This is a genomic window from Lacibacter sp., from assembly GCF_035299325.1.
Classification (GTDB): Bacteria; Bacteroidota; Bacteroidia; order Chitinophagales; family Chitinophagaceae; genus Lacibacter.
In genome coordinates this window covers 41,851-62,359 of the sequence record NZ_DATGWT010000026.1, presented here as the reverse complement: position 1 = coordinate 62,359, position 20,509 = coordinate 41,851, and the positions used below count along the sequence as shown (strand labels likewise).

Below are 20,509 nucleotides of genomic sequence, written 5' to 3'. Positions count from 1 at the left end.
ATGAAGAAAACGATTCTCATTAATGCTTGTTTTTTACTTTGTACAATTTTTGTGCACGCTCAGCAATTAGCTGTTACCCATCTTCGTTGCGAAAGCCGCAACAATCCATTAGGGGTTGATGTAACGCAACCCAAACTCAGCTGGCAGTTGCAATCAACTCAGCAAAATGTATTACAAACTGCTTACCGTATTCTGGTTGCCGATGAAGAAGCGCTATTGAAAAAGAATATAGGTAATGTTTGGGATTCAAAGCAAATCAAATCTTCAGCTTCAATACAAGTTGCTTATTCCGGCAAGGAATTGCTATCCGCTAAAAAATATTACTGGAAAGTACAGGTGTGGGATAATAAGGGAAATACATCAACATGGAGCGTAGCAGCATATTGGCAAATGGGTTTACTGCAAACAAAAGACTGGAGCAATGCGAAATGGATCGGTTATGACGAGATCAACGATACTGCTATTATTGCTCCGCATGTGCATCTGAGTGGAAAAAAAGCATGGGGACCACGCAAAGATATTCTGCCTGTGCTGCGTAAAGAATTTGCAGTTGTAAAAAAGATCAAACAGGCAACAGTGTTCATCTGCGGTCTTGGTCATTTTGAAGTAAGTATCAACGGCAAAAAGATTGGTGATCATTTTCTTGCACCAGGCTGGACCAACTACAGCAAACATGCACAATATGTAACTTTTGATGTAACAAAGAATATACAACAGGGAAAGAATGCAATTGGTGTAATGCTCGGCAATGGTTTTTATTATATTCCTTCGGAACGTTACCGCAAGATGACGGGTGCTTATGGTTATCCCAAGCTCATTGCAAAAACATTGATCGAGTTTATGGATGGAACTACACAGCAGATCATCAGTGATGAAAGCTGGAAGACTGATCAGTCGCCCATTATTTATTCAAGCATCTTCGGTGGTGAAGATTATGATGCGAATCTTTTTCAGCAAGGATGGAACGAACCGGGTTTTCATGATGCGAAGTGGAAACAGGCAATCGTTACCCAAGGTCCGGCTTTGCTTGAATCGCAAATGAATGAGCCCGTGAAAGTGATGCAGCAATTACCTACACAAACAAAACGGGAATTAAAATCGGGTGTTACGTTGTATGATCTTGGACAAAATTTTTCCGGTGTTCCTTCGATTACAGTAAAAGGAAACAAAGGCGATACCGTGAAATTGATCTGTGGCGAATTGATTAATGCAGATGGTACTGCCAATCAAAAAGCAACCGGCAGTCCGTCTTTCTTTACATACATTTTAAAGGGGGATGGTGAGGAAAGCTGGCATCCTTTGTTTACATATACTGGTTTTCGTTATGTGGAAGTGCATTGCAAAGCGAAAGAAACGAATCAATCACTTCCGCAAGTAATCAAACTGGAAGGATTGCATATCCGCAATGCTGCTGCAACGGTTGGTTCATTCAGTTGTTCAAACGACCTGTTTAACCGCACACATACATTAATCGACTGGGCTATTAAAAGCAATATGGTGAGTGTGTTCACCGATTGTCCGCACCGGGAGAAACTTGGCTGGCTCGAAGAAACACATTTGGTGGGCACTTCTGTTCATTACAAGTATGATGTAGCCGCATTGAATAAGAAAGTGATCAACGACATGAAGAATGCGCAATATGCCAATGGAAAAATTCCGGAGATCGCTCCAGAGTTTACTGTGTTTACGCCGCCGTTTGATGAATCGCCGGAGTGGGGAAGTGCAGCCATTATTTATTCCTGGTATAATTATCAATGGTATGGCGATAAAGAAACCTTGCTGCAGTCGTACGACATGATGAAGGCGTATGTGCTGTATTTAAAAGGCAAAGCGAAAAATAATATTCTGTCGCATGGGTTGGGCGATTGGTTTGATATTGGTCCGAACAAATCAGGCTTTGCACAAATGACGAAGATGGGTATAACAGCAACGGCCACATTTTATTATGATCTCAACATCATGATCAAAATTGCAACGATGCTGAAGAAGAATGAAGATGTGAAATTTTATGAGCAATTGGCAGCAGATGTAAAAACAGCTTTCAATCAAACATTTTTTGATCCCATCAAACAGCAATACGATTCTTCCAGTCAAACTGCCAATGCCATGGCCTTGTACATGGGTTTGGTGGAAGAAAAAAATCGGCAGGCTGTTGTGGATGCGTTAATCCGTGAAATAAGAAGCAGGAACAATGCATTAACCGCCGGCGATATCGGTTACCGTTACGTATTACAAGCGTTGCAGCAGGCTGGTCGCAGTGATGTGATCTTTGATATGAATTACCGGGATGATGTGCCAGGCTACGGCTATCAGCTCAAACATGGAGCAACTGCACTTACCGAAAGCTGGCAGGCGTATGAATCAGTATCAAACAATCATTTTATGCTGGGGCATTTGATGGAATGGTTTTATGCCGGGCTCGCAGGTATTCAGCAAGCAGAAAGTTCTATCGCATACAAAGAAATTGTGATCAAACCTGAAGTAGTGGGTGATGTGACCAATGTCAAAGCAAGTTTTCAATCGCCGTATGGTTTGATTAAAAGTGAATGGGTAAAAACAACTTCATCATTTAACTTGCGGGTGGAAATACCTGCCAACAGTACTGCCGTTGTTTATCTTCCTGCAAAGAATGGTCAAATAGTTTTACAGAATGGAAAGAAAACAACGGTTGTTTATGAGAAAGGAAAAGCAGTGATGAAAGTTGGTTCAGGCAAATATGAGTTTAGTGTAGTAAGTAATTAGAACAGCCTGTTATGCCAATAGAAAAACCCCGTAGGGGTTAAATGTTAATAGAAAATAATCAATAGAGGAATCAGCTCCGTAGGAGCGACCTGTTTAAAAAGGATTTATATGAAAGCATTAGTGTGTCAGCAGCCGGGTTCATTTGAATACGTCGAAAAAGATCGGCCCGCAATTCAACCCGGCCGAGCAATATTAAAAGTAAAACGCATTGGCATCTGCGGAACCGATCTGCATGCTTTTGAAGGTACACAACCTTACTTTGCTTATCCACGCATACTCGGTCATGAGCTGGGTTGCGAAATTGTACAAGTAGATGCAGATGCAGGATTTGACGTAGGAGAGCGTGTTACACTCATCCCGTATTTTCATTGCGGCGAATGTATTGCCTGTCGCAACGGTTTACCCAACTGTTGTGCAGCCATCAATGTATTTGGTGTGCATGTGGATGGTGGTATGATGGAATATATTTCGGTGCCCACTTCCGCATTGCTGCATGGCGGTGATATGAGTTTTGATGAACTCGCACTCGTTGAACCATTGGCGATTGGTGCACATGGCATTCGCAGGGCAGGTGTTCGTGCAGGAGAGTTTGTAATAGTGATCGGCGCAGGACCGATCGGTTTGGGTATTATGGAATTTGGCCGCATTGCAGGTGGACAGGTGATTGCCATGGATGTGAATGATACACGTTTGAACTTCTGTAAAGACAAATTGAACGTAAAGCATACCATCAATCCATTGAACGAAGATGTACTACAACGTTTAAAAGAAATCACCAACGGCGATATGCCAACGGTGGTAATTGATGCAACCGGTAATCAAAAGGCCATCAACAGTGCATTCCTGTATATGGCACATGGAGCTCGTTATGTGTTGGTAGGGTTGCAGAAGGGAGAATTGATTGTGAGTCATCCTGAATTTCATAAACGGGAGGCAACACTCATGAGTAGCCGTAACGCTACGCAGGAAGATTTTGATCATGTAATGATGTGCATGCGCAACAAGTTGGTTGATCCTGCAACCTACATTACACATCGTGTACAGTTTCATGAGGTAAAAGACAATTTTAAAAGCTGGCTCGATCCGAAGAATGGAGTCATCAAAGCCATGATTGAGCTGTAACTTTGCAGCCTTTATTCATTCAGCACAACAACGATTATGCAATACAGAACATTAGGTAAAACAGGTTTCAATATTTCTGCTATCAGTCTTGGTACATGGCAGGTAGGCGGTAAATGGGGCAGTGCGTTTGATGAAAAGAATGCAGATGCCATTCTAAATACTGCCGTTGATAACGGCGTCAACTTTATTGATACTGCCGATGTATACAGCGATGGTGAAAGTGAAAAAGCCATTGGCCGTTTTCTCAAAACAAGAAAAGAAAAATTAATTGTCGCAACAAAATGCGGTCGCCAAATTCAGCCGCATGTAAACGAAGGCTACACGCCTGCGGTATTGCGGAAATATGTAGAAGACAGTTTGAAACGTTTGCAAATTGAAACACTCGATCTGATTCAGTTGCATTGTCCGCCCACGCCTGTATATTATCGTCCGGAAATCTTTGGCTTGTTTGATGACCTGAAAAAAGAAGGCAAGATTCAGCACTTGGGTGTGAGTGTGGAGAAAGTGGAAGAAGCATTAAAGGCGATTGAGTTTGATAATGTAACAACGGTGCAGATCATCTTCAACATGTTTCGTCAGCGACCTGCCGAATTATTTTTTGAACAGGCAAAAAAGAAAAATATTGGTGTGATTGTTCGTGTGCCGTTGGCAAGTGGATTGTTAACCGGCAACTATTCCGCACAAACTGTTTTTGAAAGTGGCGATCACCGCCAGTTTAACCGCAATGGTGAAGCGTTTGATAAGGGTGAAACATTCTCCGGTATCGATTATTCAACAGGTTTGCAGGCCGTGGAAGAATTAAAGCAAATTGTTCCTGCAGATAAAACATTGTCAGCACTTGCGCTGAAATGGATACTGGATTTTGATGCGGTAAGCACAGTTATCCCGGGCGCTTCAAAACCTGAACAGGTAACACGCAATCTCGAAGCATTGAATGAAGCATCACTCAGCAGCGGGCAGCTGCAACAGGTGCAGGCTGTGTACGAAAAATATATCAAAGCATCGGTGCATCATTTGTGGTAGGATGATGATGCCGTCTGACGCCCTCGTCTGACGGATGAAATAATTTGCCATGATGCACGGAAATCACGGAATAAAATGAAGTTGAATAGAAATACTTTACTTGTTATTGCATTCCTGTTGTTGAGTTTTATTGCATCAGCACAGGTTCGTTCGGTCGTAAATTTCAACAACGGCTGGAAGTTCCTTTTAGGCAATGATAGTCTTGCGAGTAATACAAACTACAATGATTCCAAATTGCGGAGTTTGAACCTTCCGCACGACTGGAGTATTGAAAGTAATTTTTCTTCTTCATTTCCTGCAACCAATCAAGGTGGTGCATTGCCGGGTGGTATTGGTTGGTATCGTAAAACTTTTACTGTTCCTCTTGCATCAAAAAGCAAAACAACACGTATTGAATTTGATGGCGTGTATAAGAACAGTGAAGTATGGATCAACGGGCATTACTTAGGGAAACGTCCTTTTGGGTATGTCAACTTCTCTTATGATCTCACTCCACATTTGAATTATGGCAAACCCAATGTGCTTGCAGTAAAAGTCGATAACAGTCTGCAGCCCGACTCCAGATGGTACAGTGGCAGTGGTATTTACAGGGATGTTAAATTGGTGACTACAAATAAAGTAGCGATTGCAGAGGCTGGTGTATTTATTACAACACCCATCATCAACAGCAGCAAAGCAACCGTTTCAATTCAATACACTGTTGCAAACACCGGTAAACAAAATGAAATCGTCAACCTGTATACCGATGTGTATGATGCAGCAGGAAAGAAGGTTGCTACATCAAAAAATATCGTGAAGCGCACCATACCTGTTGGCGGTTATTCGTATGCCAGTCAATTACAAATTAATACACCCATTCTTTGGTCAACAGCAAATCCTTACTTGTATAAAGCAATTACAAGAATTGAACACAATGGTCAACTCGTCTATGAAGTAAAAACAACATTCGGTATCCGTTCATTCCGTTTCGATGCAGCCAATGGTTTCTTCCTCAACAATCAACCCTTAAAAATTCAAGGCGTATGTATGCATCACGATCTGGGTGCATTGGGTGCAGCCTATAATCATGCAGCAGCAAAACGCCAGTTGAAGATTTTAAAAGAGATGGGCGTGAATGCCATCCGCTTCTCCCACAATCCACCTGCAGCAGCAATACTAGATCTCTGCGATGAAATGGGTTTTTTGGTGCAGGTGGAGGCATTCGATATGTGGAAGAAAAAGAAAAACAAGTTCGATTACAATCTCTACTTCGATGAATGGCATGCACGTGATATTCAGGCCATGGTGCTGCGTGATCGCAACCATCCTTCCGTTTTTATGTGGAGCATCGGTAACGAAATAAGAGAGCAGTTCGACAGCACCGGTACAACCATCGCCAAACGTTTGGTTGACTTAGTAAAAGCCATCGATACAACACGTCCTGTTACCTGTGCATTAACCGAAAATTTCCCCGAGAAAAACTTCATCTGGAAATCGGGTGCATTGGATGTACTCGGCTTCAACTATAAGTTGTACGATTATGCAGATTTGCCCAAGCGTTTTCCCGGCCAATCATTTGTTGCAACAGAAACAGCATCAGCATTAGCATCAAGAGGTTCATACGATATGCCCAGCGACAGTAACCGTATCTGGCCTCCCGATGGTAAAACTCCAACAGTAAAAGGTAATGCAGATATGAGCGTTTCGGCATATGATCATGTATATGCTTACTGGGGTTCTTCACATGAAACAGCATTGCTGGCGGTGAATAAATACAAATTCATGTCGGGCATGTTTGTATGGAGCGGGTTCGATTTTATTGGTGAACCCGTGCCGTATGCATGGCCTGCACGCAGTTCGTATTACGGTATTGTTGACCTTGCGGGTTTCCCGAAAGATGTGTATTATCTCTATCAAAGTGAATGGACAACAAAACCTGTTCTGCATTTATTCCCGCACTGGAACTGGAACAAAGGCGATACGGTTGATGTGTGGTCTTATTATAATAATGCCGATGAGGTGGAATTGTTTTTAAACGGCAAATCATTAGGCAGCAAATCAAAAACAAAAGATGTCTTACATGTTAAGTGGCGTGTGCCTTATCAACCGGGTCTGTTAAAAGCGGTATCAACGAAGAACGGAAAAGTAATACTTACAAAAGAGATCAGAACTTCAGGTGCACCTGCAACAATTCAACTCATTGCCGACCGAACGAAACTCAAAGCCAATGGAACAGATATGTCGTTCATTACAGCGAGGCTGTTAGACAAACATGGCAATCTTGTACCCAACACTGATCAACTCATTCAATTCACTGTTACCGGCGCCGGTTTTTTAGCAGGTACCGATAATGGTTTTCAGGCCGATAGTCTTTCACTCAAAAGTTCTCAACGCAAGACCTGGAAAGGCATGGCATTAGCAATTGTGCAATCGCAAAGAAAAAAGGGAAATATTACCGTTACTGCAAAATCTGCCGGATTACCAATATCAGTTATTTCGGTAAAAAGTGAGTGATCACAGGTATAAAAGGGTTACGGGAACGATTGCGTATTTTTTTGGCGAATAGTAAAATGTTCCATCTTAATAGCAAAACCTTACATTTTTAAGGCTGACAGCAAATGTACCTTTAGTTCGTGAATGAGTTGATTGGATCTGTTCTGAAATCATTCGCTAAAAACGATTAAATGCTGTAGAATGAAAAGAAAGTTGCTTGCATATAATTCTTGTGTTTCAAACAAACTGATCAGTAGCGTTTCTCAATCGCTTCGTTTGTTTTCTGCAGGCAAAATCCTCCATTTACTTATTGCTTTTTTATCAGTAGCAGTTGTTCAAGGGCAGGAAAATAAAGCAGCTGATGCCAATTATATTAAAGTTATCACCGAACGTTCAGCAAAGATCGTCAATACACTTTCTATTAAAGATTCAGTACAGTATAAAAATGTATTAGCTGTACTAGTACAACAGTATAACAGTATTAATAATATACACGAAGAAACTAAACTCGCTTTAGCAGCAATCAAACAGCAATCGATCACCGCTCAGGAATCTGCTCTTCAGGTACAAAAGCAAGAAGAAAAAAAAGCTGCGCAGCTTCAGCAACTGCACAACTCTTTTCTTGCCGGGTTACAAAAGGTTATTTCTGAAGAGCAGATTGAGCTGGTGAAAAATGGCATGACTTACAATGTGCTGCAAGTTACCTACACTGCTTACCTCGACATGATCCCCACCCTTAAAGAAGATCAAAAAAAGAAAATTTTCGAATGGCTGACAGAGGCAAGAGAATTGGCTATGGACGGCGAATCAGCAGATAAAAAACACGCCATCTTTGGAAAGTATAAAGGCCGCATCAACAATTATCTTTCTGCCGCCGGTTACGATCTTACCAAAGAAAGAGAAGAATGGCAGAAAAGAATAAAAGCAAAACAAGAGTCTTCTAAATAAACAACTACTGATCATTTTCATTCAACCCCAAAAGCAAAATGCCATATAATATGAAGTATTTGCGACATCCAAAACTGCTGTTACTGACTGTCTTTTCATTACTGACAGTTACCATTTTTGCGCAGGAAGTTTCTATTACCGGAACGGTAACAAGTAAAGAAACCGGCGAAGCCCTCGAAGGTGTAAGTGTAAGAATTAAAAATTCTACTACGGGTACAACCACTAACAATCGTGGTCAGTTCTCAATTAAAGCTCCGTCTTCAGAATCCATCCTTTCATTTAGCTATGTAGGCTTTACAATTTATGAACGTAAAGCAGGACAGTCTGGTTCAATAACAATTGAAATGGACAAAAGCAATGACCGTCTTGATGAAGTGGTTGTGATTGGGTATGGCACTAAAAAGCGTGTAAACGTGCAGGGGGCAGTTGCCACAATCAAGGGTAAAGAAATTGAAGATTTGCCGGTGGCGAATCTTGGAAGTGCGTTAATCAATCGTATTCCGGGTGTATCGGTGAATTATTCTTCTGGTAAGCCCGGTTCAACCACTGATATTAATATCCGTAACTCCATTACGTTTCCCGGCACTGCTTCAGGAGTTACCACACAACCATTGTATGTTATTGATGGTATTATTATTAACCCGCAACCTTGGGCACAATCAGGCAATCCTGATTTTTTTGAAAACTTAGATGCCAGCCAGATTGAGGACATCACGTTTTTGAAAGATGCCTCGGCTGCCATTTATGGAGCTGCAGGTGCAAAAGGTGTAATATTAATTACCACCAAAAAAGGAAAAGCAGGTAAACCAAAGATTTCTTACTCAGGTTATTTTGGTACGTCTAATGAAGCAGTTAAATCACCAACACTCAGTGCTTACGAACATGCCAAATTACTCAATACAGGCTATGAGTTAAATAACTCACCTGCCAATCAGCGTTTTTCAGAAGCAGATCTTACACGCCTCAGGGCTATGCCAAATGAAAGCTGGTTCGATAAGTTATGGAGCCCCGGTAAAGTAAACAGGCATACCATGAATATTTCCGGAGGTTCAGACAGAATTACATTTTTCATGGGTGGAAGCTATTACAATGAAAAAGGAAACTTTGGCGATATTGATGTAAACAAATACAGCGTAAGAGGTTCTGTAACGGCTAAGATCATCGATGGTCTTACAGCTAACATGAACTTTGCAACTGATTATAACCAGGAGTTCAGAAATACATTGAGAGCATCAAACAGCGAAACAGATGATCTGAATATCCGTGCTTTATATTTAACACCAAAATGGGTGCCTTTGGAGATCAATGGTATTCCAACATTGTGGAATGGTCCCAATCCCCCGGGCAACTGGAGTATGATGGGTGTGTTAGGTTCGGGCAATTACGATCGTAGCCGTTCACAGGGTATTAGTTTTAATACATCACTAGAATACAAACCTAAATTCATTTCAGGTTTAACTGCTAAAGTTCAGTTTGGTCAAAATAACAGGAACGATGTATCAAAACAATATTACCCTCCTTATACAGTTGGTAATTTCATAAGGGATGGTAATAATGGGTTGCTTTATTCTGATCAGTTAAATGCAACAACTCCTTACACATTGGTGCAAAATAACAACAGGCTTTCAGAAGGTACTACCGTTGGCTCAAACTATCAGATCATTGGAACACTCAGCTATCAGAAAAAATTGGGCGATCATGATTTTTCAGCCATGGTGGGCATGGATATGGGCGAAGCGCAAGGCCGCAATATCTTCCTCACCAAGTTTACGCAATTGGTTGGTGGCGTTGATGAGTTCTGGGCCTTCAGTAACGATCTGTCAGGTATTGCATCTATTACAGATGTAATCAGAAACCCACAGGCAATTGCCAATTCAAAATTATCATACATCAGCCGGGCCGATTATTCATTTCAGGGTAAGTACTTTGTTGAATTCATTGGCCGTATGGACGCTTCGGCAAACTTTGCACCTGCAACCAGGTGGGGCTTTTTCCCAACAGTTGGTTTAGGTTGGAAAATAAGCGATGAAAAATTCTTCAGTAACAACATTGATTTCATCAATACACTGAAACTGAGAGCTACATTAGGTCTTGTAGGTGAAGATCGTGTTGCAAACAGAACGTATGTAAACCGGTTTACCCAAACTACAGGTTTCCTTTTTGGAAACACCATGACTAATGGATTGGATCCAAACATTTATCCAAATCCTGCTGCAACTTGGGAAAAGGCAAGAACGTTCAATGCCGGTTTTGATGCTACCCTTTTAAGAAATAAACTGTCAATCGGTTTCGACTTTTACCACCGCTACACCTACGATGCATTTAACCAGATGTCGGCAGCAGACCTTCCGCTTACTACAGGTTTAATTGCAGGTGTTGTAAACTACGGGCAGGCAGTTGCCTGGGGCTCTGAGTTTATGGTTGGATACCGTACCGATCTTGGTCGTGATTGGAGTATTAGTGCCGATGTCAACTTTGCATTTACAAACAGCCGTATTATCAGGCAGTTCTTTTCTCCAACAGATTTTGGATTATATGGTAACCGTGGGTTTGAAAATCCTATCGGAAAAGATCCCCGTCGTTATAATGGCAGCAATTATGGATATATTTCAAAAGGTCTCATTCGTACACAGGAAGAAGTGGATGCCCTGTTAGCAAAAAATCCAAACTACTTAATTGGTAATGCAAAACCTCAGGTAGGATTTATGGACTTTGAAGATATCAATGGCGATGGTAAAATTGATGACAACGATATTACGTTGATGTTTAACCGTACCAATGCTGCATTTTCATCAGGTATTACACTTGGTGTAACCTATAAGGAATTCAGACTGCAAACAAATATTAACCTCCGTGTTGGTGGTAAATTGATTTATGATAGCGAAGCAAGAAAAGTGGCAACCACAACGCAGAATGTACCGGCCTTTTGGGCCGATTCCTGGAGCCCCGAAAACCCCAATGCAAAATATCCCAGGGCCGATGCTCCGCTTGCGAGAGAAAACTCAACATTCTGGGCAGTTGATGGCACTATGTGCCGCATTAACAATGCAGTATTGTCATACTCCTTACCAAAGCGACTTGTGAGTCAGTATAAGTTACCCGATATGCGGGTCATGTTAACAGGTACAAATTTGTGGACGATTATCAATCCGTACAAATACAAAGATCCTTACACAGGCAACTTTGCAAGCTATCCTATTCTCAGAACTATTTCGCTTGGTGTTAACGTAAGCTTATAATAACAACAAAACAACAACACATGTTATTTACAAAATATAAAACAGCAGTTAAAGCCCTTTTGGTTTGCATTGGTATATCATCTGTTGTGGCTTCCTGTAAAAAAGATTTTTTTGAAATACCTGATCCAAACGGTTTAGATGATGCGATCATGTGGAAAGATGCGGGTGCTATCAACCTTTTTCTTAACAGAACCTATCAACTGGTGATACCCCAATGGCCAACATTAGGTGGCATCCACAACACATCGGATGAAGTGAACAATGCCAATACAGCTTTCCTGTATGGTACGTTGGAGGAAAATTCTGTAACAGATATTGGTACCAGCACAAGTATTACCGCCAACCGTTATGCAGATATCAGGAGATGTAATGTGGCAATTGAAGGAATCAACAACGGTGCTTTATCGCAAGCCGATAAAGATCGTTTGAAAGGACAGTTCTTTTTCCTGCGGGCTTACACTTATTTTAAATTGGTTCGCCTGTATGGTGGCGTTCCACTTATTTTAAAGGCCCAGAATATTGACGCAGAAGAACTGCAGGTTCCAAGAGCCAAAACAAGTGAATGTGTGGCGGCAATAGTGGCCGATCTTGATTCTGCTGCCTTGCTGTTACCCAAAACATGGCCGGCAACAGATCGTGGACGAATTACTTCAGCAGCAGCCCGTGCTGTAAAAGGGAAAGTGTTGTTATATTGGGCAAGCCCGCAGTTTAATCCTAACAATGATCAGGCTCGTTGGACAGCAGCTTACACCGCCAATAAGGAAGCCTATGATACATGCGTTGCACACGGTTATCAACTTCTGTCAAATTATGCAAATATTTTTTTAACGGAAGATAACAATGAAGTGTTGGTTGTTAGAAAATATGCACCCAACAAAGACCTTGGTCACAACATTGAAAACTTAACACGACCTTTTTCTGAATCAACAGGTGGTAGCGGATCAAATCAACCAACCTGGAATTTAGTACAGGCTTACACCATGAAAAATGGGTTACCTATTACAAATCCTTCATCAGAATATAATGCCATTCAATTTTGGTTAAACAGAGATCCTCGTTTTGATGCAACCATTGCTTACAATGGTGTAGTATGGCCATTGAGCGGAAAAGCAACACGTAAGCAATGGTCTTACACAGGTGTTTTAGATGAAACATCTGGTACCATTGTTACGGGTTTTTATTGCCGTCGTTTTTGTAACCCATCTATCAGTGCCGCAAATGCTGTTTATAACTCTAACAGCGGTGGTGGTAGTGGAATGGATTGGATTGAAATGCGTTTTGCTGAAGTGATTTTAAATCTTGCAGAATGTGCAAATGAGACAGGTAATTTAGCTGAAGCAAAAAACATGGTTCGTTTAACCAGGCAAAGGGCAGGCATTGTTCAGGGAACGGCAGATTATGGATTGGATATTGCTACAGACAAAACCTCAATGCAGTCATTAATTTTAAATGAGCGCCAGGTAGAATTTGCATTGGAAGGCATGCGTAATTTTGATTTAAGAAGAACCAGAAATCTCCATTTAATTACTGCAAGACTTGCTTATAAGATAGCACCAAAGGCGCCTTATTTTGCCGGTACCGGAACTGTTGCAGGAAGAATTTACTTAGATAAACCTGATGCATTTGGTGTAAGACCGAGAGATACAGCTAATCTCAACAATATCTCGGTTTACACAGCTATGTTCTCTGTTCCGCCAACACTCACAAACCTTGAAGGTTCAAATACCATCAACCTTCCGGACAGATATTATGCTTATCCAATGCCAAACATATTTATGCAAACACCAGCCATTCAGCAAACTATTGGCTGGGCCGGCGGTACTTTTAACCCATTTGAATAAGATTAAATAAATATTAATTATGAAACTGAAATCTTTCTTCATATTCTTATCTGCCGGGGTTATAATGAGTGCCTGCGATAAAGGGGCGCAACCGGTAGATGGAAATAATGCAACAGTAGAATTGAAAAGTGATGGTGTAAAGCAATTTGTAACAGGAAATATTACTGTAAATCCCAAGGATAGTATATTCTTCAATTATACAATTACATCGTCAATTGATATGGGTTACGTAAGCATTCAGAAAAATCCGGTAAATCAAACCGCTTTCGTTTTACGTGATACATTGAATGCATCGCAGAAAAATTCTTTTTCAGCGATAAAAGGATTACGTGCCGACAGCATTAACGGTTCATTTATTTATCGCATTGTGGCGCATACATCCAGAGGAGCTTACATAGGTCATAAAGATGTTATTGTAACAGTGAACCCTGATTTTAATTTCTGGTCGTATCGTATTTTACAAGTACCTGACTCTGTAAGTAAAACCAATAAATGTTATTATTCAACCAAGGATGGAAAACTTTACAGTTATACTGATGGTGCTGCAAATTCAGCTTCTATTGATTTTGGTTATTATTGGGACACCACGGGAAGAGGTACCACTGCAACCAATGACGATGTAAAACACTCTTTCTATTCGTTAAGTGCAGCACAACCACAATTAGGTTTTTATGATATCTCATCATGGACAAAAAAAGTTACGTTGTTAAAGAAAATGCCTAGCTCTGTAAATTTCGTAAGCCAATTAACATCTGCAGGCGCCATTCAAACATTGATCGGCGGTAATATGAATTCCGGCACATCTTCTAAGGTTACGTTATTGAGCACAACGGGAGGTAGTAATGTGATTGGGTTTAAAACGGCAGAGGGTAAATTTGGAGCAGTATCGATCCGTTATGTAAACGGTGATTCGCCAAATAAAGAAACATCTATTGAAGTAGATGTAAAAGTGCAGAAATAATTAGTTGTATAACACAAAACAGAAAAGAGAAAGTGTTATCACTTTCTCTTTTCGTTAGAGCAAGATTCAGTGTAAGAAATCGTCATAAAAAGACATAAATTAAGAGTATGAATTTCCTTCGCAAGAGAATTTACACAGCAGTAGTTTGTTTAGTGACAGCCGGAAGTGTAGTTGCACAGTATCCTGATATTCCCAAAGATGTGCAGCAGAAATCTGATTCATTAATGCGTGCAGCCAATAAACATTCCGATTCGGCATGGCAGGTGGCATGGCCCATTATTCAGAAAGAAGCAAGAGAAGGCAAACCTTATATTCCATGGGCTTCACGTGTGGATGAATTGCCGCAATCAGATATTCTTGCATTTCCCGGTGCAGAAGGTGGCGGCCGTTTCAGCTTTGGTGGCCGGGGTGGTAAAGTATATGTTGTTACAAATTTAAATGATGATGGTCCTGGCAGTTTACGTTGGGCTTGTGAACAGGGTGGTGCAAGAATTATTGTATTCAATGTTGCAGGAATTATCCGTTTACAAACGCCCTTGATTATTCGTGCGCCATACATTACCATTGCCGGACAAACTGCACCAGGTGATGGTGTATGTATTGCAGGTGAAAGTGTGTGGATCAATACACATGATGTCATCATCCGCTACATGCGTTTCCGTCGTGGTGAAACATGGGTTGGCAGAAGAGATGATGCAATTGGTGGTAATCCCATTGGCAATATCATTATCGATCACGTAAGTGCAACATGGGGGCTTGATGAGAACATGAGTATGTATCGCCACATGTATAATGACAGTACAGGAAAAATCGAAGATAAATTCGGCACCGTAAATATTACAATTCAGAATTCCATTTTTGGTGAAGCTCTCGATACATGGAATCATGCATTCGGCAGTACATTGGGTGGAGAGAATTGTACCTTCATGCGTAACCTTTGGGCAAGTAATGCCGGTCGTAATCCATCTGTTGGTTGGAATGGTATTTTTAATTTCGCCAACAATGTTGTTTTTAACTGGGTGCACAGAAGCATTGATGGTGGCGATTACAGAGCACAGTTTAATATCATCAATAATTATTTCAAGCCAGGTCCTGCTACTCCAAAAACTGCAATTGCTTATCGCATTCTGAAACCGGAAAGCGGACGAAGTAAACTGAAAGAAAAATATTATGGCCGTGCTTATGTAAATGGAAATATTGTGGAAGGCTATCCTGCAGTTACGAAAGACAACTGGAATGGTGGTGTACAAATAGAAGGTGAAAATGATAAAGTTGAATTTGATGCGAGTATGAAATGGCCAAAACCATTACCAATGGCGCCGATTACAATTTTATCAGCTGCTGACGCAAAAACTTATGTATTGGCAAATGCGGGTGCAACATTGCCAAAGCGTGATGCAGTTGATGCACGCATTGTAAAACAGGTTGCAACCGGTAAAGTGGAAGTAGATCCGAATGTAAAACCACCGGCAACGCAATTCAAGCATCGTCGTATGCCGATTGATTCGTACAAGATCGGTATCATTACCGATCCTTCACAAGTGGGTGGTTATCCCGAATACAAAGGAACTCCTTACACCGACAGTGATAACGATGGTATGCCGGACGCTTACGAAATGAAGAATCGTTTGAATCCGAAAGATGCTGCTGATGCAGCTAAAATTGCAAAGAACGGTTACAGCAATATTGAAAATTATCTCAACAGCGTAGTGGATGTAAAAAATGTGAAACCCATCCCGCCTGTTGTAAAGAAATAAAGATTCGGCAGTACATACTGTTTTTGTATCTTATAATCAGTTTGAAAGGAATGAATAAAAGAACAGTATATCGTTATTTAATTTTAATCAGTCTTATAACAGGTCAACAGGCTTTACTTGCGCAAAAGCAGGTAAAGCCTGTTCCTCCTTTATACAGTGAGAAAGGGAAATTAATTTATACCCCTGATCAACTGGGCAACCGTATTCCCGATTTTTCTTATTGTGGTTACAAAGCATCGGAACAACCAATACCGAATATTGACGTGAAAGTTGTGGTGCCTGTGAAAGCAGGTGATGCAACCTTGCGTATTCAATCAGCATTGGATTATGTAGGTTCATTACCAGCTGATGCAAACGGTTTTCGTGGAGCAGTATTATTACAAAAAGGAATTTATGAAGTGTTGGGTCAGTTACGTATTACTGCATCAGGTGTGGTATTGCGTGGAAGCGGCGTCCATGCAACAACTATTGTTGGTGCAGGAACAGGACGGTTAGCATTGATCAAGATCGTTGGAAAGAATACAATTGAAAAACAACTTTCCGGTTTAAAAATTACCGATGCGTATGTGCCGGTAAACGCCATGAGTTTTCACGTTGATCAATCCATCAACATAAAAGATCATTCAGATAAAATTATTATCCGTCGTCCATCAACAGCCAACTGGATCAACTTATTAGGTGCTGATCATTTTGGTGGAGGCATTACTGCATTGGGTTGGAAACCCGGCGAAAGAGATTTGTTTTTCGACAGAACAATTTCAAAGATTGAAGGCAATACAGTTTACATTGATGCGCCGATTACCACTGCACTCGATACAACTTATGGCGGTGCTTCAATTTATTTTTACAACAACGATGGTCGCATCAATAACTGCGGCGTAGAAAATATCAAACTGATCTCCTCTTTTAATAAAGCAAATCCAAAAGATGAGGATCATCGCTGGAATGCTATCAACATTGAAAATGCAGAGGACTGTTGGGCTCGGCAAATAACGTTTCAGCATTTTGCAGGCAGTGCAGTGAGTGTATTGGAGACTTCAAAAAGAATTACGGTTGAAGATTGTATTTCATTAGCACCCGTTTCAGAAATTGGCGGACAACGTCGGTATGCTTTTTTAACTACCGGTCAGCAAACGTTGTTTCAACGTTGTTATGCTGAGAATGGCTACCATGATTTTGCTGTTGGATTTTGTGCAGCAGGTCCGAATGCATTTGTGCAATGCGAATCTATCTTGCCATTCAGTTTCAGCGGAGCGATCGACAGCTGGGCAAGCGGCGTTTTATTTGATGTGGTGAATGTGGATGGGAATGCATTACGTTTTGGTAATCGAGGACAGGATGCAAATGGAGCAGGCTGGTCGGTAGCCAACAGTGTGTTCTGGAACTGTAGTGCAGCACGCATCGATTGTTACAAACCACCAACCGCACAAAACTGGGCATTCGGCAGCTGGAGTCAGTTTGCAGGCGATGGTTACTGGAATGAAAGTAATAATACCATTACTCCAAGAAGTCTATACTACGCACAGCTGCGTGAACGCATCAATAAAAATGTAGATGCGCAGGCACAGATCATGGATGTGCCTACAGAAGCAAGCAGCAGCCCATCTGTTGATGTTGCACAGGCGCTTACAAAAGAAGCATCGAAACCAAAGCAGCAATTAAAAGATTTTATTGCACAGGCATCTGCACGAAGCAAAATTTCGATTGCATACAATAATGTAAAATCGATCGATGAAATTGGTATACCGCAAAAAATAAAACCAACGCTTGCGCCTGCTTTACAAATTAAAAACGGCGTATTGGTAAGAGGAGATGAATTGGTAACAGGTAAACGTTCCGGTGTACAGTGGTGGAGCGGTGGTTTACAGTCAAAAGATATTCAGCAAGCGAAATGGCATATCACACGTTTTGTTCCGGGTCGCAGCGGAAAAGGTTTAACGGATAACCTTGATGAAGTGGTAACAGAAATGAAAGCAACGAATCATGTTGCAATCGAACATAATTACGGATTGTGGTACGACAGGAGAAGAGATGATCACCAACGTGTACGCAGAATGGATGGCGAAGTATGGCCACCATTTTACGAGTTGCCTTTTGCAAGGAGCGGAAAAGAAACAGCATGGGATGGATTGAGTAAATATGATTTAACGAAGTATAACCTGTTTTACTGGACTCGCTTGAAACAGTTTGCTGATCTTGCCGATCAGAATGGATTAGTGCTTGTACATCAGAATTATTTTCAGCACAATATCATTGAAGCTGGTGCACACTATGCCGATTTCCCCTGGCGTACGGCGAACAACATCAACAATACCGGGTTTAACGAACCGGTGAATTATGCCGGTGATAAACGTATTTTTTATGCTGAACAGTTTTACGATCTGTCGAATCCAGTGCGTAAAGAGTTACATAAAAAATACATCCGTCAGTGTTTGGCCAACTTCAAAGACAACAACGGTGTCATTCAACTTATCGGTGAAGAATACACAGGTCCATTGCATTTTGTAAAATTCTGGCTCGATGTGATTCGTGAATGGGAAAAGGAAACAGGCAAGCATCCGTTAATTGCATTGAGTGTAACCAAAGATGTACAGGATGCGATATTGGCATTGCCTGCTTATGCTGCAGTTATTGATATCATCGATATCCGTTACTGGCATTACCAGGCCGATGGTACAGCCTATGCACCAAAGGGTGGAGAAAATTTAGCACCACGTCAGCATGCTCGTTTGCTCAAACCAAAGAAAACAAATTTTGAGCAGGTGTATCGTGCAGTGAAAGAATACCGTACAAAATATCCTACCAAAGCAGTGATGTACAGTGGCGATAATTATCCGGAATTCGGTGTAGCAGTGTTAATGGCGGGAGGAAGTATGCCTGTGCTGCCTGAAACAATTGATGGAGCAATTTTAAAAGCTGCTCTTGGTATGAAGCCTGTTACATCAACCAATGCCAACGAGTATGTACTGAGTGATGGGAAGAGCAGCATAATTTATAATTCAGAAACGAGAAAATTTGAAAGACGTTAAGTGATGAAGAACAGATTGACAGTTTTGTTTTTAGTATTTGCCTTGTTTGCAAACGCACAGGTGAAGCAACTCAAAGTTTCGGCCAATAAACGTTTTTTTCAAACAGTTGATGGTAAACCTTTCTTCTGGATTGGCGATACCGGCTGGTTGTTGTTTGTAAAGTGCAGCAGGGAAGATGCTATCCGTTATCTCGAAACAAGAAAGCAGCAAGGGTTTAATGTGGTGCAGGTAATGGTGCTGCATGATATGAATAACACAAAGAATGTGTATGGCGATTTTGCATTGATTAACGAGGATGCATCAAAGCCGAATGTTACTCCGGGAAATAATTTCGCCGATACTGCTGCTTATGATTATTGGGATCATGTTGATTTTATTGTAGATGAAGCAGCAAAGCGTGGCATTTATATGGCGATGGTTCCGGTTTGGGGCAGCAATGTAAAAGCAGGTAAAGTAAATGCACAACAGGCCGAAGTGTATGCAAAATTTTTAGCTAATCGCTATAAAAACCGAACAAACATCATTTGGTTGAATGGTGGTGATGTACGGGGAACAGAAGGCATGGAAGTGTGGAAAGTGATTGGCCCTACCTTGAAGAAATACGATCCCAAACATTTGGTTACCTATCATCCACGTGGAAGAACTTCATCAAGCGATTGGTTTCATAACGAAGCCTGGCTCGACTTCAATATGTTTCAAAGCGGTCATAAAGATTATGCGCAGGATACCAGCAGCAACGAAACCAATCATTACGGCGAAGACAACTGGAAGTTCATTGCTGTTGATTACAACCTAAAACCGGTGAAGCCAACATTGGATGGTGAACCATCTTATGAAAATATTCCACATGGTTTGCACGACAGTTTGCAGCCTCGCTGGACAGCTGCTGATCTGCGTCGCTACGCCTACTGGAGTGTGTTTGCAGGTGGTGCAGGTTTTACTTATGGTGAAAATGCAACCATGCAGTTTAATAAAATGGGCGACTGGACAGCGAACTATGGTGTAACCATGAACTGGAAGCAGGCGCTTCTATCACCCGGTGCAACACAAATGGTTCATTTGAAAAAACTCATGTTGAGTAAATCGTATTACGATCGTGTACCTGCACAGGAATTGGTTGTTGACAGCGGTGAACGTTACAATCGTGTTGCTGCAACAAGAGGAACAAACTATGCGATGATCTATGTTTATAATGGAAGAGATTTTAAAATAGATGTATCGAAGCTGAAGTTTGTGCCAACGAAAGCAAACTGGTTTAATCCGGCTACAGGAAAACAGCAACCGGTTGAAGCATACAAAAAAGGTACAACAAGTTTTGATCCTCCCGGTGAACAGAAAGAGGGGAATGATTGGGTATTGATTTTAGAGAAATAGG

At 41.3% G+C, this 20,509-nt stretch carries 11 protein-coding genes; all 11 read left to right on the top strand.

The genetic code is table 11. The features are described from left to right. The 11 genes from VK159_RS15455 to VK159_RS15405 all read left to right on the top strand — a co-directional run bounded on the left by VK159_RS15455 (position 1) and on the right by VK159_RS15405 (position 20,508). On the top strand, positions 1 to 2,742 hold the full coding sequence (locus VK159_RS15455) for a family 78 glycoside hydrolase catalytic domain (RefSeq protein WP_324231061.1): 2,742 nt from the start codon (positions 1 to 3) through the stop codon (positions 2,740 to 2,742). A gap of 108 nt (positions 2,743 to 2,850) precedes the next feature. Next, positions 2,851 to 3,864 carry a zinc-binding alcohol dehydrogenase family protein gene (locus VK159_RS15450; RefSeq protein ID WP_324231060.1) on the top strand — a complete coding sequence of 338 codons (1,014 nt, stop codon included), beginning with the start codon at positions 2,851 to 2,853 and terminating at the stop codon, positions 3,862 to 3,864. Positions 3,865 to 3,900: 36 nt separating this feature from the next. Next, entirely contained in the window at positions 3,901 to 4,887 is a 987-nt protein-coding gene (locus VK159_RS15445) for an aldo/keto reductase (protein WP_324231059.1), read from the top strand. 75 nt (positions 4,888 to 4,962) lie between these two features. Then, the gene (locus VK159_RS15440; protein ID WP_324231058.1) at positions 4,963 to 7,380 is read left to right on the top strand and encodes a sugar-binding domain-containing protein; all 2,418 of its coding nucleotides are present in this window, start codon (positions 4,963 to 4,965) and stop codon (positions 7,378 to 7,380) included. A 180-nt stretch (positions 7,381 to 7,560) separates the two neighbouring features. Then, positions 7,561 to 8,307 (top strand): DUF3826 domain-containing protein, encoded by a 747-nt coding sequence (locus tag VK159_RS15435; RefSeq protein ID WP_324231057.1) that lies wholly within the window; start codon positions 7,561 to 7,563, stop codon positions 8,305 to 8,307. A gap of 50 nt (positions 8,308 to 8,357) precedes the next feature. Then, the gene (locus VK159_RS15430; RefSeq protein WP_324231056.1) at positions 8,358 to 11,546 is read left to right on the top strand and encodes a SusC/RagA family TonB-linked outer membrane protein; all 3,189 of its coding nucleotides are present in this window, start codon (positions 8,358 to 8,360) and stop codon (positions 11,544 to 11,546) included. 20 nt (positions 11,547 to 11,566) lie between these two features. After that, positions 11,567 to 13,387: a RagB/SusD family nutrient uptake outer membrane protein gene (locus VK159_RS15425; RefSeq protein WP_324231055.1), complete on the top strand. Its 1,821-nt coding sequence runs from the start codon at positions 11,567 to 11,569 to the stop codon at positions 13,385 to 13,387. Positions 13,388 to 13,406: 19 nt separating this feature from the next. After that, positions 13,407 to 14,348, top strand: coding sequence for a hypothetical protein (locus VK159_RS15420; protein ID WP_324231054.1), 942 nt, complete (start codon positions 13,407 to 13,409; stop codon positions 14,346 to 14,348). A 107-nt stretch (positions 14,349 to 14,455) separates the two neighbouring features. Next, positions 14,456 to 16,105: a polysaccharide lyase gene (locus VK159_RS15415; RefSeq protein ID WP_324231053.1), complete on the top strand. Its 1,650-nt coding sequence runs from the start codon at positions 14,456 to 14,458 to the stop codon at positions 16,103 to 16,105. 50 nt (positions 16,106 to 16,155) lie between these two features. Further along, positions 16,156 to 19,134, top strand: a complete 2,979-nt coding sequence (locus tag VK159_RS15410; RefSeq protein WP_324231052.1) for a DUF6298 domain-containing protein — start codon at positions 16,156 to 16,158, stop codon at positions 19,132 to 19,134. 3 nt (positions 19,135 to 19,137) lie between these two features. Further along, the gene (locus tag VK159_RS15405; protein WP_324231051.1) at positions 19,138 to 20,508 is read left to right on the top strand and encodes a glycoside hydrolase family 140 protein; all 1,371 of its coding nucleotides are present in this window, start codon (positions 19,138 to 19,140) and stop codon (positions 20,506 to 20,508) included. The last annotated feature ends 1 nt before the right edge of the window (position 20,509 follow it).